The 12,644-nt window shown below is 60.4% G+C and carries 10 protein-coding genes and 1 pseudogene; 3 read left to right on the top strand and 8 right to left on the bottom strand.

Annotated features, from left to right (window positions below; translation table 11 throughout):
- The 7 genes and pseudogenes from OQK_RS10600 to OQK_RS10630 form a co-directional block, all read right to left on the bottom strand.
- Positions 1-262: pseudogene (locus OQK_RS10600) on the bottom strand (ABC transporter permease); the annotation flags it as partial.
- Between the two features lie 54 nt (positions 263-316).
- On the bottom strand, positions 317-1,345 hold the full coding sequence (locus OQK_RS10605) for a DUF5924 family protein (RefSeq protein WP_016772361.1): 1,029 nt from the start codon (positions 1,343-1,345) through the stop codon (positions 317-319).
- 190 nt (positions 1,346-1,535) lie between these two features.
- Positions 1,536-2,930, bottom strand: coding sequence for a M16 family metallopeptidase (locus tag OQK_RS10610; protein ID WP_016772362.1), 1,395 nt, complete (start codon positions 2,928-2,930; stop codon positions 1,536-1,538).
- 176 nt (positions 2,931-3,106) lie between these two features.
- On the bottom strand, positions 3,107-4,765 hold the full coding sequence (locus tag OQK_RS10615) for a Na/Pi cotransporter family protein (protein ID WP_016772363.1): 1,659 nt from the start codon (positions 4,763-4,765) through the stop codon (positions 3,107-3,109).
- A 327-nt stretch (positions 4,766-5,092) separates the two neighbouring features.
- The gene (locus OQK_RS10620) at positions 5,093-5,860 is read right to left on the bottom strand and encodes a TerC family protein (protein WP_016772364.1); all 768 of its coding nucleotides are present in this window, start codon (positions 5,858-5,860) and stop codon (positions 5,093-5,095) included.
- Between the two features lie 84 nt (positions 5,861-5,944).
- A complete protein-coding gene (locus tag OQK_RS10625; protein ID WP_016772365.1) occupies positions 5,945-7,252 on the bottom strand; it encodes a CitMHS family transporter in 1,308 nt (435 codons plus the stop codon).
- A gap of 403 nt (positions 7,253-7,655) precedes the next feature.
- Complete coding sequence (locus tag OQK_RS10630) at positions 7,656-7,982, bottom strand: DOPA 4,5-dioxygenase family protein (protein ID WP_016772366.1); 327 nt, start codon at positions 7,980-7,982, stop codon at positions 7,656-7,658.
- Between the two features lie 81 nt (positions 7,983-8,063).
- On the opposite strand from OQK_RS10630, the gene OQK_RS10635 reads away from it, so the two are divergent.
- On the top strand, positions 8,064-8,729 hold the full coding sequence (locus tag OQK_RS10635) for an NAD(P)-dependent oxidoreductase (RefSeq protein WP_016772367.1): 666 nt from the start codon (positions 8,064-8,066) through the stop codon (positions 8,727-8,729).
- A gap of 46 nt (positions 8,730-8,775) precedes the next feature.
- Here the strand turns inward: OQK_RS10635 and OQK_RS10640 are convergent, their stop codons facing one another.
- The gene (locus tag OQK_RS10640; RefSeq protein ID WP_016772368.1) at positions 8,776-9,726 is read right to left on the bottom strand and encodes a choline sulfate utilization transcriptional regulator; all 951 of its coding nucleotides are present in this window, start codon (positions 9,724-9,726) and stop codon (positions 8,776-8,778) included.
- Between the two features lie 114 nt (positions 9,727-9,840).
- Between OQK_RS10640 and betC the strand changes: the two genes are divergently transcribed.
- Both betC and choX read left to right on the top strand, forming a co-directional pair.
- Positions 9,841-11,355 carry a choline-sulfatase gene (betC, locus tag OQK_RS10645; RefSeq protein ID WP_016772369.1) on the top strand — a complete coding sequence of 505 codons (1,515 nt, stop codon included), beginning with the start codon at positions 9,841-9,843 and terminating at the stop codon, positions 11,353-11,355.
- A gap of 16 nt (positions 11,356-11,371) precedes the next feature.
- On the top strand, positions 11,372-12,292 hold the full coding sequence (choX, locus tag OQK_RS10650; RefSeq protein WP_016772370.1) for a choline ABC transporter substrate-binding protein: 921 nt from the start codon (positions 11,372-11,374) through the stop codon (positions 12,290-12,292).
- Positions 12,293-12,644 lie beyond the last annotated feature (352 nt).

Genomic DNA, 12,644 nt, shown 5'->3' on the forward strand with positions numbered 1-12,644 from the left:
AAAGGGTGCAATCGGGGTGTTCGGCGGTTTTACCCAAGCGCTCGGAACCGAGCAGCTCGACCAGCAACGAGGCGCCGGCGGTGTCGAGGGCACCGAGGCCGTTCAGATCGATGGAAGTGTTGGCGTCATACTGGCCGCGGAGCTTTTCGCTCAGGTGCTTGAGCGCGGTGTAGTGGGCGAGCGTCCAGTCGCCGCTGACGCGCAGGCGGGCAGGGCTGAGCGCGGTGTCCAGGTGGGCACTGCCGGGGGTTGGGCTGGTCATAAGCTCCGTGCTTGTACGGCCGTTACGAGATCCTACGTAATAGCACGAACCGGATTACTTTTCTTTGGCCGGTGTGCTGTCGGTAATTGCGAAACGCAGCACGCCGATCAACTGGCCATCCTCGGTCAGCACCCGCACCTGCCACTTGCCCGCCGGGTTGCCGGGGAAGTTCTGCTTGTGCGTCCACGCCCGGTAGCCTTCCTTGCGCCCGCCATGGATGTCGAGGGCGATGCGGTCGACCTCTTTGCCGTTGAAGGTCCACACGTGATAAATCCGCTCGTCGAGACCGCGCGGCGCGTTGATCGCAGTGTAGGCGTAGAGCCCGCCGCTGCGGATCTGCTCGGCGCTGACGGTATCGAGGCTGGCGCCGGGGGTGCGATCCTGCAGCTGCGTGCTGATCGCCACGTCGGTCATCCACAGCGTTGCCGGTGGCACCCACGAACGCAGCGCCCAACCGACGCCGCCGATGCCGACTGTGATGAACAGAATCGCCAGGGCGTTGCGCACCGTGCGGATCGGGAAGATCGACGCCAGGCTAGGGAACGACAGCAGCACGGCAATCCCCAGCGCCCATTTGAAACTCTGCGCGGTGGTCAGGTGCATGATCACTGGCAGCGCGGTGAGCAGGGCGGCGAACAGGGTCAGGGTGTGCAGAGCGAGAAACGCCCAGCGCCGTGGCGCCAGCCATTTGTAGTACAGCGGATCGACGATAGAGATCAGTGCAGCAACGCTGAGCAGCCCCGTGAAGACAAACTGGCCGCTGTTCCACGTGGTGGTGATGAAGAAGAATGGCAGAACGAAAAACAGGCTTTCCTGATGGATCATCTGCGTCGCGTAACGCAGCAGCGGCTGGGGAATTTCGCGCTTGAAGATCCGTGTGAACAGCCCGGTCAGGGTGTTTTCCAGCATCAGCCAGATCCAGCTGAGCAGCATGATCACCGTGATCCAGCTGGCCAGCCCCTGTTGCCGATCGACGAGGATGAAACTGCCGACCCCGGAAATGAAACCACCCGCCGCGATCAACCCGGGGTAGCGCTTCATCAGCTCGAGAAGGCGCTGGACCAGGAGGGTTAATTTCGACATGTGGGCGATTCACTGCAGGCTAAGGAAATACCCCGACAGAGTAGCGTCCGTCGGGCGTCGTGGCGAGGTGGTGCGCGGAGCAATTTTCCCTGTGGGAGCGAGCCTGCTCGCGAAGGCGTAGTAACAGCCGCCATCACCGTTGAGGAAGCCACCGCATTCGCGAGCAGGCTCGCTCCCACAGGGTTGTGTGTCAGGGCTGCGGCGAATGTTTGCGGTGGCGATGCAGGCGCCAGCCGATCACGATCAGCAGCAATACGCCGACACCACCAGCGACCAGCCACAACACCTGATCATCACTGATCAAAGGCTTTTCGATCCGGATATACCCCGGCTGCAGCAACAGCTCGCGCATCGCCTTGTTCGCCGCTTCCAGCGTCACCCCTTGCAGCTCGCGCGCGGGATTGGCAAAGCGGCCATCCTGATAGTCGGCCAGCGCGCTCCAGTAATAGTCCGCCAGCGCGCTGTTGCCCTGCACGGCCCAGGCCTGGTGAGCAATGGCGGCTTGTTTGATGCGGGCGAAAGTGCTCGGGTCGAGGCCGTTTTTCAGCAGGTCGGCTTTGAGGTCATCGAGTACCTGGATGGCTTCGTCGACGTCATCGCGATCCAGGTCCGCGTTGAGGCTCATGAAGCCGACACCGCCGAATACTTCACGCTCGGCCCACGGCCCGTACGACAAGCCGTGGTTGAGGCGAATCTGCCGGTACAGTGCCCAGTCGAGATAATCCTTGAGAATGTCGAACGTCTGGTCGTACTGATCGTCGAGCACCGGTTCCGGCACCAGCCAGTGCAGCTTGGCGCTGTCGCCAATGAAGCCACGGGTGAGGGTGCGCTCATGGGCGGCGCTGGTGCGGATGTCCGGCAGCGCCCGGTGTTCGCTCGGCTCGACCGGCTCCAACTCGCCCCAGGTGCGCTCGAGATAGGCCGGCAGCAGTTTGTCGAGTTCGCCGACGACGATCAGGGTCATGTTGTTCGGCGCGTACCAGGCTTTGCGCACCTTCTCCAATTGCTCTTGGGTCAGATGGCCGACTTCGGCACGCTGCGGGCATTTCAGTCCCAGCTCGACAGCCAGTTGATTGCTCGCGGTATGACCGAGGTCCTGACGATCGAGGAAACGTTGCAGCCTGGTGTAATGCCCGCCGTCCTCACGCTCGACCACCCGTTTCGCCGCGTTGATTGCGTTGTCGTCGATGCGTGTCTGGGTCAGCAGCGCGAGCAGCAGGTCGAGCACCTTGCGCTGGTTTTTCGCCGGGGCCTCGATGACGAACGTGGTGTCGGCATTGCTGGTGAACGCATTCCAGTCACCGCCCAGCGCCTGCATGCGTTCTTCCAGACCGCCTTCGCCGGTGGCGTCGATACCGCTGAACAGCAGGTGTTCAAGCAAATGCGGCAGCTCTTTTTCATCGCAGTCGAAGTCATCGAGGCCGACGCCGACCACCAGCCGGATCGCCACATGCCCGCGTTCGGTGCCGGGCTTGAGCATCAGTTGCAAACCGTTGGGCAGCGCATAGCCTTCGACCTGAAACCGATCCAGGGCAAAGGCGGGCAGGGAACCGAGCAACAGACAGGCGAACAACAGGCAACGCATAACAGGCTTCCATACGGCTGATTTGGAGATCCGTGTCGTCAGTCAGGGCCCCATCGCTGGCAAGCCAGCTGCGACAAGGATCTGCGGCGCTTACAAAACCCTGTGGGAGCTGGCTTGCCAGCGATGACGGTCTCAAGGCTGAATCACTGTAACTGACTGGCCCCAGCCCCAGACGTTCAAGGCGAATGCGTAATGTCGGCCATGTCATCCACCGCCAGCGCGCCGGTGTCCGCCGTTTCCAGCACCACATAGGCGCTGCTGCAGAACAGCGAATTGAGCCGTTTCATGTCGGCGATCAACTCCAGATGCAGCGAGCTGGTCTCCAGGCTCTGCACGATCTTGCGCTGCAAACGGCTGACATGCGCATGGGCCAGACGCCGTTCCTGCGCACGAAAGCGGCGTTTCTCCCGTAACAACTGCCGCGCGCTCTCGCGGTCGCCGCTGAGAAACACCGACAGGCCCAGACGCAAGTTGGCGATCAGTTGCTGTTGCAGCCCGGCAAGATCTTCCAGGCCCTCTTCGGAAAACGAACGGCGTTGCGAAGTCTTCTGCTGCTGGATCTTGCGCAGCATGCGCTCGATCAGGTCGGCGGCGAGTTTCAGGTTGATCGCCAGCTCGATGATCTCGGCCCAGCGCCGACTGTCGTGCTCGCCGAGATCCTCGCGGGGCATCTGCGCCAAATACAGCTTGATCGCGCTGTACAGCGCCTCGACGTCGTCGGTCAGGCGGCGCATTTCCTGGGTGACGGCGGTCTGCTTGCCGCGCAGCACGTCGAGGGAGGCGTCGAGCATGTTGTCGAGCAGATCGCCCATGCGCAGGGTTTCCCGCGCGGCATTGGCCAGCGCCAGGCTCGGCGTGACCAGTGCGGTCGGGTCGAGATGGCGCGGTTTGGCGGCGCCGTTGACCTCCGGCCGCTCTGGCAGCAGCCACGCACAAAGCCGCGCCATCGGCCCGACGCTGGGCAGCAGGATCAGGCAGCGCGCGGTGTTGTAGAGCAGGTGGAAGCCGATGACCATTTCCTGCGGGCTGAAATCAAGGCTGTCGATCCAGTGCACCAGCGGATCGAGCACCGGGATGATCAGCAGCAAACCGATCAATTTGTACAACAGACTCCCTAGCGCAACCTGGCGGCCGGCAGCGTTCTGCATGCTGGTGCTCATGAAGGCAAGGATGCCGCTGCCGATGTTGGCGCCGATCACCAGACCGATTGCCACCGGCAGGCTGATCACCGCAGCCCCGGCCAGCGTGGCGGTGAGCAGCACGGCGGCGAGGCTGGAGTAGGAAATCATCGCAAACAACGCGCCGACCAGGGCGTCGAGCAAAATGTCGCCGGTCAGCGAGGCGAAAATGACTTTTACCCCTTGGGCCTGAGTGATCGGCGCCGCCGCTTCGACAATCAGTTGCAGCGCAAGAATGATCAGCCCCAGACCGATCGACACCCGCCCCATTTGCCCGAGCCGTGTCTGTTTGCGCGACAAAAAGAAAATCACCCCGAGGAAAATCAGCAGCGGCGACAGCCATGACAAGTCAAACGTCAGCACCCGCGCCATCAACGCGGTACCGACATCGGCGCCCAGCATGGTCGCCAGCGCCGGGGTCAGCGCCATCAGGCCCTGACCGACAAACGAAGTGACCAGCATCGCCGTGGCGTTGCTGCTCTGCACCATGGCAGTGACGAGAATACCGGCGATGAACGCCAGCCATTTCTTCGACATGTTCTGGCCGATCACATGTCGCAGATTAGTGCCGTAAACCCGCAGGATGCCGGTTCGGACGATGTGCGTGCCCCAGATCAACAGAGCGACGGCGGACAGCAGATTGAGCAGGGTGAGCATGCAGACCCCCTGTAGTAGCAGCGCCCCAGAGGGGCAAGTGAACGGCACCGCGCGGTTTCTACGTTCTTGATACTTAAGCTGTAGTTGGCGAACGGTCTCGGCGCCAGCATTGCACAGCTAAAGCGTGGATTGAAACAAAAGTGTCATCAAAACAAATGCATCCACTCACCGAATCCGACACGTTTCCCCTCTGTTGCCCAAAACAACTGTGGGAGCGAGCCTGCTCGCGAAAGCGGTGGGCCAGCCAACATTGTTGTCGACTGGCACTCCATCTTCGCGAGCAGGCTCGCTCCCACAGGGGTGTAGCGTGCTGCCGGGACTACCGGATTATTGGCCCGGCACATCCTTGCGCAGTTTCACCGGATCCTGTTGCTGTCTCTTCTTGGCCATCGCGCCGCGCAGTTTGATGTTGATAGCCTCAACCGCCAGCGAGAACGCCATGGCGAAGTAGACGTAGCCTTTTGGCACGTGCACGTCGAACGATTCGGCGATCAGCACGGTACCGACCACCAGCAGGAAGGACAGGGCGAGCATTTTCAGCGACGGGTGCTTGTCGATGAATTCGCTGATTTTGCCCGACGCCAGCATCATCACCAGCACCGCCACGATGATCGCCGCGACCATCACCGGCACGTGGGAAACCATGCCGACGGCAGTGATCACCGAGTCCAGCGAGAAGACGATATCGATGATCGCGATCTGGATGATGGTGTAGAGGAAGTTGCCGCCCTTGCCCGACGGCGCGTCGTCGCTTTCATCTTCACCTTCCAGCGCGTGGTACATCTCCTGCGAACTCTTCCACAACAGGAACAGGCCACCGAAGAACAGGATCAGGTCGCGGCCGGAAATGCCCTGGCCGAACACTTCGAACAGGTCGGCAGTGAGGCGCATGACCCAGGTAATCGACAGCAGCAACAGGATCCGGGTGACCATGGCCAGGCCAAGACCGAAGATCCGCGTGCGCTGCTGCATGTGTTTCGGCATGCGGCTGACCAGGATCGAAATCATGATGATGTTATCGATACCGAGGACGATTTCCAGGGCGGTCAGGGTAAAGAAGGCAACCCAGATTTCGGGGTTGGTCAGCCAATCCATGTGTATTCCTTTGAGCAATTGTTGAACCGAAAAAGGTCCGGGCTTCAAACCGCGAAGCCGGACCCGTAACGGTGAGTCTTGGGCTTATAGAGTGCTGAACATCGGGAAAGTCCCCAACAGCAGTGCAGCAATCAGAATGCAGATGCACACCAGGATCGCCCATTTCAGGGTGAAACGCTGGTGATCACCGAAATCGATGCCGGCCAGCGCCACCAACAGATAGGTCGACGGCACCAACGGGCTCAGCAAGTGGACGGGCTGGCCGACGATCGAGGCACGGGCCATTTCCACCGCAGTGATCCCATAGTGGCTGGCCGCTTCGGTCAGCACCGGCAATACACCGTAATAGAACGCATCGTTGGACATGAAGAAGGTGAACGGCATGCTCACCAGTGCCGTGATCACCGCCAGGTACGGGCCGAGGAAATCCGGAATCACCGCCAACAGGCTCTTCGACATCGCATCGACCATGCCGGTGCCCGACAGGATACCGGTGAAGATACCCGCCGCAAAGATCAGCCCGACCACTGCCAGCACGCTGCCGGAATGCGCGGCGACGCGATCCTTCTGCATTTGCAGGCATGGGTAGTTGACGATCATGGCGATACTGAACGCCACCATGAACAGCACCGGCAGCGGCAACAGGCCACCGATCAGCGTGCACATCAGTCCGAACGTCAGTGCGGCGTTGAACCAGATCAGCTTCGGACGGCGTGCGTCGGGGAATTGCGAGACGCTGATTTCACTGTGATCGATCTCATCGCCGACCAGGTGCAGTTCACCGAGGCGGGCACGCTCACGCTTGCCGTAGAAGTAGGCAATCACCAGGATCGCCAAGACACCGGCGGCCATCGCCGGGATCATCGGTACGAAAATGTCCGACGGATCGACATGCAGAGCACTCGCCGCGCGGGCGGTCGGGCCGCCCCACGGGGTCATGTTCATCACGCCACCGGCGAGGATGATCAGACCGGCCATGATCCGCGGGCTCATGCCGATGCGGCTGTACAGCGGCAGCATGGCGGCCACACAGATCATGTAAGTGGTCGCGCCGTCACCATCGAGGGAAACGACGAGCGCCAGAACGGCGGTACCGACCGAAACTTTCAGCGGGTCGCCCTTGACCAGTTTGAGGATCTTGCGCACGGCCGGGTCGAACAGGCCGGAGTCGATCATCAGGGCGAAATACAGAATGGCGAACATCAACATCACGCCGGTCGGCGCCAGTTTGGTGATGCCTTCAAGCATCATCGGGCCGATCTTCGGCGCGAAACCACCGAACAGCGCGAACAGGATCGGGATGATGATCAGGGCGATCAGCGCGGACAGGCGCTTGGTCATGATCAGGAACATGAACGTGATGACCATGGCGAAGCCAAGGAAAGTCAGCATGGGAATACTCCAGGCGTAGCGCGGCTAATGGAATGAGCGGATCGGGCGGGATCAGCGCAGAACGGGAGGCGCGAGGCGTACGGGCGGAGTGACCAGCAGGAAGCGGGAGAAACGGCGGGTTGCAGAAGACATCAGAATCACCATTGTTGTTGTTAATTGGGCCGGGCCTGTGGAAAAAACACAGGGCTTGGGCCAACCGGTCTGTTGCCGGGAGTGGGGCGATCCTAATCGGGGAAGCTTTCAGCTACCTTTCGCGAGCGAAAGCGATCAATGAATGATCAACCGGCGGTCGGATGCAACGACAGCCAATGAATACGGGGTTGGTAGCGATGCGGATAAACGGACAGTCAGCGCTGGCTGGCTGTCTGGACATATCCGTTATCAGTTCAGCGTCAGCATCTGGTTAAAAAATCGACAGATCCAAGGGCCGCACCGCGCCCATCCAGATCGCGTGTTCGGTGTGGTCAAGCAAGTCATCGCCAGTCTCCGGATGCAGGAATACCACCAGGCCCTTGCGGTTGAGCGCCAGCCATGGCAGCACTTCGCCGATCAGCTCGGGACCGAAAGCCAGTTGGCAGCTCCAGTCGGGATGCGGCCCCACCGGGCGTTCGTGCACGCGGCCCATTTTCAGCGCAAACAACTGCGCGGCCTGTTCGCACAAGGCCCGCGCCTGGTCGATGGTTTGCGCGTCGAAATAGACATGGGCGTGATAGCCCTTGATCCCTTGCATCGTGTCGCCTCTCAATCGGTTCGAACCCTTGGCTGTTTCCACCGTCACAGGTCATATAGGACAACTATAAGGAAAACAGCCATGAAAAATGCCGAGACCCCAGTGGTCAAAGTGGTGCTTTATGGTGCCATGGCCAGCCTGGGCGGTGCATTGATGGCTGAATTGCTCCGTCGCCAACACGAAGTCATCGCCATCCTCGACGATCTCACCGCACTTGCGCCGCGTCCGGGGCTGCGCACCAAGACCGGCGATCTGTTCGATGCCGAGCGGGTCAATCAGAGCGTCGCCGGCAGTTCGGCGGTGATCTGTCTGCTGGACGCTCCGGGGTTGCCCTTCAGCAGCGACCACGTTGAGCGCTCGGTGACGCTGGGGCCGGTGGAACAAGTGCTGGCAGTCGACGCCTTGGTCGAAGGTTTGCAACTGGCCAGCGTGCCGCGCCTGTTTCTGGTCGGCAACTTCGGTGTGCTCGACGAGCCTGAAAATGACGAGCGTCTGCAACGTCACGCTGCCGAAGAAATCCTCGAGGCGGTACAAAGCAGCTCACTGCGCTGGACCTTGGTCAACGCGCCCCATGGCGTGGCCGGGTTGACCATCGAGCACTTCAGTCAGGTCGGCGGCAATCTCGAACCGGGGCTGGCCGAACCGCTGGAGCGATTGAACCGTGTCGCGGTGGGGATTGCCGATGAGCTGCGGTTGAATCTGCATGTGGGGCAGCATGTGAATTTTGTGGCGGCTTCTGATTCGTAAAAGATCGTCCGAAGGCTCGGGCCGCGATCGGATGATCTTTTGCTCTTCACACCGCAATCGAGGGCAGGGCCAGACCGTTAAGCGATTCGGCACTGCTGGCCTGTTCCGCCATTAACCAATCAACAAATTCCTGAATCAACGCACCCCGACGTTTGCGTTGCGGCAGCACAACGTAATAGCCAAGGCGCGACAGCGTGGTTTCCGCCAGCGGCCGGCACAGCAAACCCTGCACCAGCAAGTTATCCACAAGGTGCCGCCAGCCAATCGCCACGCCTTGTCCGCCAATCGCCGCCTGAATCAGCAAGGTGTAATTGTCGAAGCGCAATTGCCCCGGCGCTGGCGGCGTAGTCAGGCCCAACTGACGAAACAAGCCACTCCAGTCGAACCAGTTGCTGCTGTTTTCCCCACGCAGATGCAACAGCGGAAATTCCAGCAGTGCCTGCGCGGGCAGCGGCAATGAACGCTCCTTGAGCAGCAGCGGACTGCACACCGGGAACACCTCTTCGCTGAACAGCCAGTGGCTCTCGCCCTGCTTGAATCGACCATCGCCAAACAGGATCGCCACGTCGATGTCGGTGCGCAGCATGTTGTGGTTGCGCTCGCTGGTGACCAGGCTGACATCGATATGCGGATTGGCCTCGTGAAAGCGGTGCAGGCGCGGCATCAGCCAATAAGCGGCGAAAGCGAAATCCGTGGCCACTTGCAGCACTTCATGTTGCTGCTGAGTGCTGATTGCGCTCAATCCTGCGTCGATATTCTGCAAACCGAGGGTAACTTGCTCGAACAGCAGGGCGCCAACCTCTGTCAACTCGATACCCCGGTAAATCCGGTCGAACAGGCGCGTACCGAGCTGCTCTTCCAGACGTTTCATTTGCTGGCTGATCGCCGGCTGCGTGGTGCCAAGCTCCACCGCAGCAGCGGTAAAACTGCGATGGCGGGCCGCCGCTTCAAAAGCGCGCAGCAGATCGAGGGAAAGGTCACCGAGGGCGTCATACATAAGCTGTACTTATCCTAGTCATTGTCCGGCGCGGGCTTTACCGGAACAGGCATGGAATCCATGCTCGATCGCAGCACTCTCGCATAAATATTCAACATGGAATGCCGCGATCACATGAAGCGCAAGAACATTCTTTTCATCATGGCCGATCAAATGGCCGCGCCAATGTTGCCGTTCTACGGCCCATCGCCGATCAAACTGCCGAATCTGTCCCGCCTCGCCGCCCAAAGCGTGGTGTTCGATGCTGCCTATTGCAACAGCCCGCTGTGCGCGCCGTCGCGCTTCACCCTGGTCAGTGGCCAGTTGCCGAGCAAGATCGGCGCCTACGACAACGCGGCTGACTTTCCTGCCGACATTCCGACTTACGCGCATTACCTGCGGCGTCTCGGCTACCGCACCGCGCTGTCGGGCAAGATGCATTTCTGCGGGCCGGACCAGTTGCACGGTTATGAAGAACGCCTGACCAGCGATATTTACCCGGCCGATTACGGTTGGGCGGTGAACTGGGACGAGCCGGACGTGCGGCCGAGCTGGTATCACAATATGTCTTCCGTGCTGCAAGCCGGGCCGTGCGTGCGTACCAATCAGCTGGATTTCGACGAAGAGGTGGTGTTCAAGGCGCAGCAATATCTGTTCGATCACATTCGCGAGGACGGCGAGCAACCGTTCTGCCTGACCGTGTCGATGACCCACCCGCACGATCCGTACACGATTCCCAAGGCTTTTTGGGATCTGTATGACGATGCCGATATCCCGTTGCCTACAGCCTTGAACCAGGACGATCTCGATCCGCACTCGCAACGTCTGCTCAAGGTTTACGACCTGTGGGACAGGCCGCTGCCTGTGGATAAGATCCGCGATGCCCGTCGCGCCTACTTCGGTGCTTGCAGCTATATCGACGCCAATGTCGGCAAACTGCTGCAAACCCTTGAAGAAACCGGGCTGATCGACGACACCGTCATCGTCTTCTCCGGTGACCATGGCGACATGCTCGGCGAGAAGGGCCTCTGGTACAAAATGCACTGGTTCGAGATGGCCGCGCGAGTGCCGCTGCTGATCAGCGCCCCGGGACAATTCGAGGCCGGCCGAGTCAGCGCCGCCGTATCCACCGCCGACCTGCTGCCGACCTTCGTGGATCTGGCCGGCGGCACGCTTGAGCCCGGCTTGCCACTGGACGGTCGTTCGTTGCTGCCACACCTGCAAGGGCAGGGCGGGCATGACGAGGTGTTCGGCGAATACATGGCCGAAGGCACTGTCAGCCCGCTGATGATGATCCGCCGGGGCGCCTACAAATTTATCTACAGCGAAAGCGACCCGTGCCTACTCTTCGATGTGGATAACGATCCGCGCGAAGAGGAGGAGCTGAGCCAATCGCCGCAACATCGTCAGCTGTTCGACGATTTTCTCTCTGAAGCGCGGGCCAAGTGGGACATTCCGGCGATCCACCGGGACGTACTGGCCAGCCAGCGCCGACGCCGTTTCGTCGCCGATGCGTTAACCATCGGCAAGCTGAAGAGCTGGGATCACCAGCCGCTGGTCGATGCCAGTCAGCAGTACATGCGCAACCACATCGACCTTGATGATCTGGAGCGCAAGGCCCGTTATCCACAACCCTGCCAAAACCAATAACGTTAAGGGGAAGTCCATGCGCAAGTTATCCACAGCTGTCACCGTTGGCCTGATCGCATTGAGCAGCGCCTCGGCCTTCGCCGAGCAAAGTTGCGAAACCGTGAAGATGGCCGATCCGGGCTGGAGCGACATCGCCGCGACCAATGCCATCACCGGATTTCTGCTGGACGGCATGGGCTACAAGGCCAAGATCGACACCCTCGCGGTGCCGATCACCTTTGGCGGCTTGAAGGATGGCCAGGTGGATGTGTTCCTCGGCAACTGGATGCCGGCGCAGCAGGGCTTCTACGACAAATTCATCGCCACCGGTGATGTGACGCAATTGGCCAAGAACCTCGAAGGCACCGAATTCACCCTCGCCGTCCCCGACTATGTCTGGGAGGCGGGTGTGCATGATTTTGCCGACCTGAACAAATTCGCCGACAAGTTCGACAAGAAGATATACGGCATCGGATCAGGCGCGCCGGCGAACATTTCGTTGCAGGAGATCATCAAGAAGAATGACTTCAACATGGGCCAGTGGAAGCTGATCGAGTCCAGCGAACAGGCGATGCTCGCCGAAGTGTCGCGGGCGGTGAAGAAACAGAAATTCGTCACCTTCCTCGGCTGGACCCCGCACCCGATGAACGTGCAACTGAAAATGCGTTACCTCAAGGGCGGCGAAAAATACTTCGGCGACACTGGCAACGTTTTCACCCTGACCCGCAAGGGCTACGCCGAGGCCTGCCCGAATGTGGGCAAGTTGCTGACCAATCTGGCATTCACCCAGGACATGGAGAACAGCATCATGGCCGAGGTGGTGAACAAGAAGGTCAGCAATGCCCAAGCGGCGAAGGCGTGGATCAAGGCCAATCCGGCGGTGCTGGACAAGTGGCTGGATGGGGTGAAGACCGTGGATGGCAAGGATGCGTTGGTGGCGGTGAAGGCCAAACTGTAATGCTATCTGACTGTCGACCACTTACCTGTGGCGAGGGGATTTATCCCCGATCGGCTGCGAAGCAGTCGCAAGATCCGTGAACTCGATATACCTGACTCACCGAGAACTCTGGGTTTGGGGCCGCTTCGCGGCCCATCGGGGATAAATCCCCTCGCCACAATGATTGCCGTGTCCTGATAGGCTTGCCTGAAAAACCCAACCGCGAGGACCCATGGCCTTCCCCAGCCGCCATTCACTGTTTCCTTTCCTGAGCTGGTTGCCACGGCAAACCCGTGCCAGCGTCGGGCGGGACCTGATCGTCGGCCTCAGCGGTGCGATTCTCGCCTTACCCCAGTCGATTGCCTACGCACTG

The organism is Pseudomonas sp. R62, from assembly GCF_000257605.1.
In the GTDB taxonomy this organism is placed as follows: domain Bacteria; phylum Pseudomonadota; class Gammaproteobacteria; order Pseudomonadales; family Pseudomonadaceae; genus Aquipseudomonas; species Aquipseudomonas atacamensis.

Bases quoted from the DNA above. Each gene is read 5' to 3' on its own strand.
- OQK_RS10605 (WP_016772361.1), bottom strand. From the start codon at position 1,345: ATGTCGAAATTAACCCTCCTGGTCCAGCGCCTTCTCGAGCTGATGAAG.
- OQK_RS10610 (WP_016772362.1), bottom strand. From the start codon at position 2,930: ATGCGTTGCCTGTTGTTCGCCTGTCTGTTGCTCGGTTCCCTGCCCGCC.
- OQK_RS10615 (WP_016772363.1), bottom strand. From the start codon at position 4,765: ATGCTCACCCTGCTCAATCTGCTGTCCGCCGTCGCTCTGTTGATCTGG.
- OQK_RS10620 (WP_016772364.1), bottom strand. From the start codon at position 5,860: ATGGATTGGCTGACCAACCCCGAAATCTGGGTTGCCTTCTTTACCCTG.
- OQK_RS10625 (WP_016772365.1), bottom strand. From the start codon at position 7,252: ATGCTGACTTTCCTTGGCTTCGCCATGGTCATCACGTTCATGTTCCTG.
- OQK_RS10630 (WP_016772366.1), bottom strand. From the start codon at position 7,982: ATGCAAGGGATCAAGGGCTATCACGCCCATGTCTATTTCGACGCGCAA.
- OQK_RS10635 (WP_016772367.1), top strand. From the start codon at position 8,064: ATGAAAAATGCCGAGACCCCAGTGGTCAAAGTGGTGCTTTATGGTGCC.
- OQK_RS10640 (WP_016772368.1), bottom strand. From the start codon at position 9,726: ATGTATGACGCCCTCGGTGACCTTTCCCTCGATCTGCTGCGCGCTTTT.
- betC (WP_016772369.1), top strand. From the start codon at position 9,841: ATGAAGCGCAAGAACATTCTTTTCATCATGGCCGATCAAATGGCCGCG.
- choX (WP_016772370.1), top strand. From the start codon at position 11,372: ATGCGCAAGTTATCCACAGCTGTCACCGTTGGCCTGATCGCATTGAGC.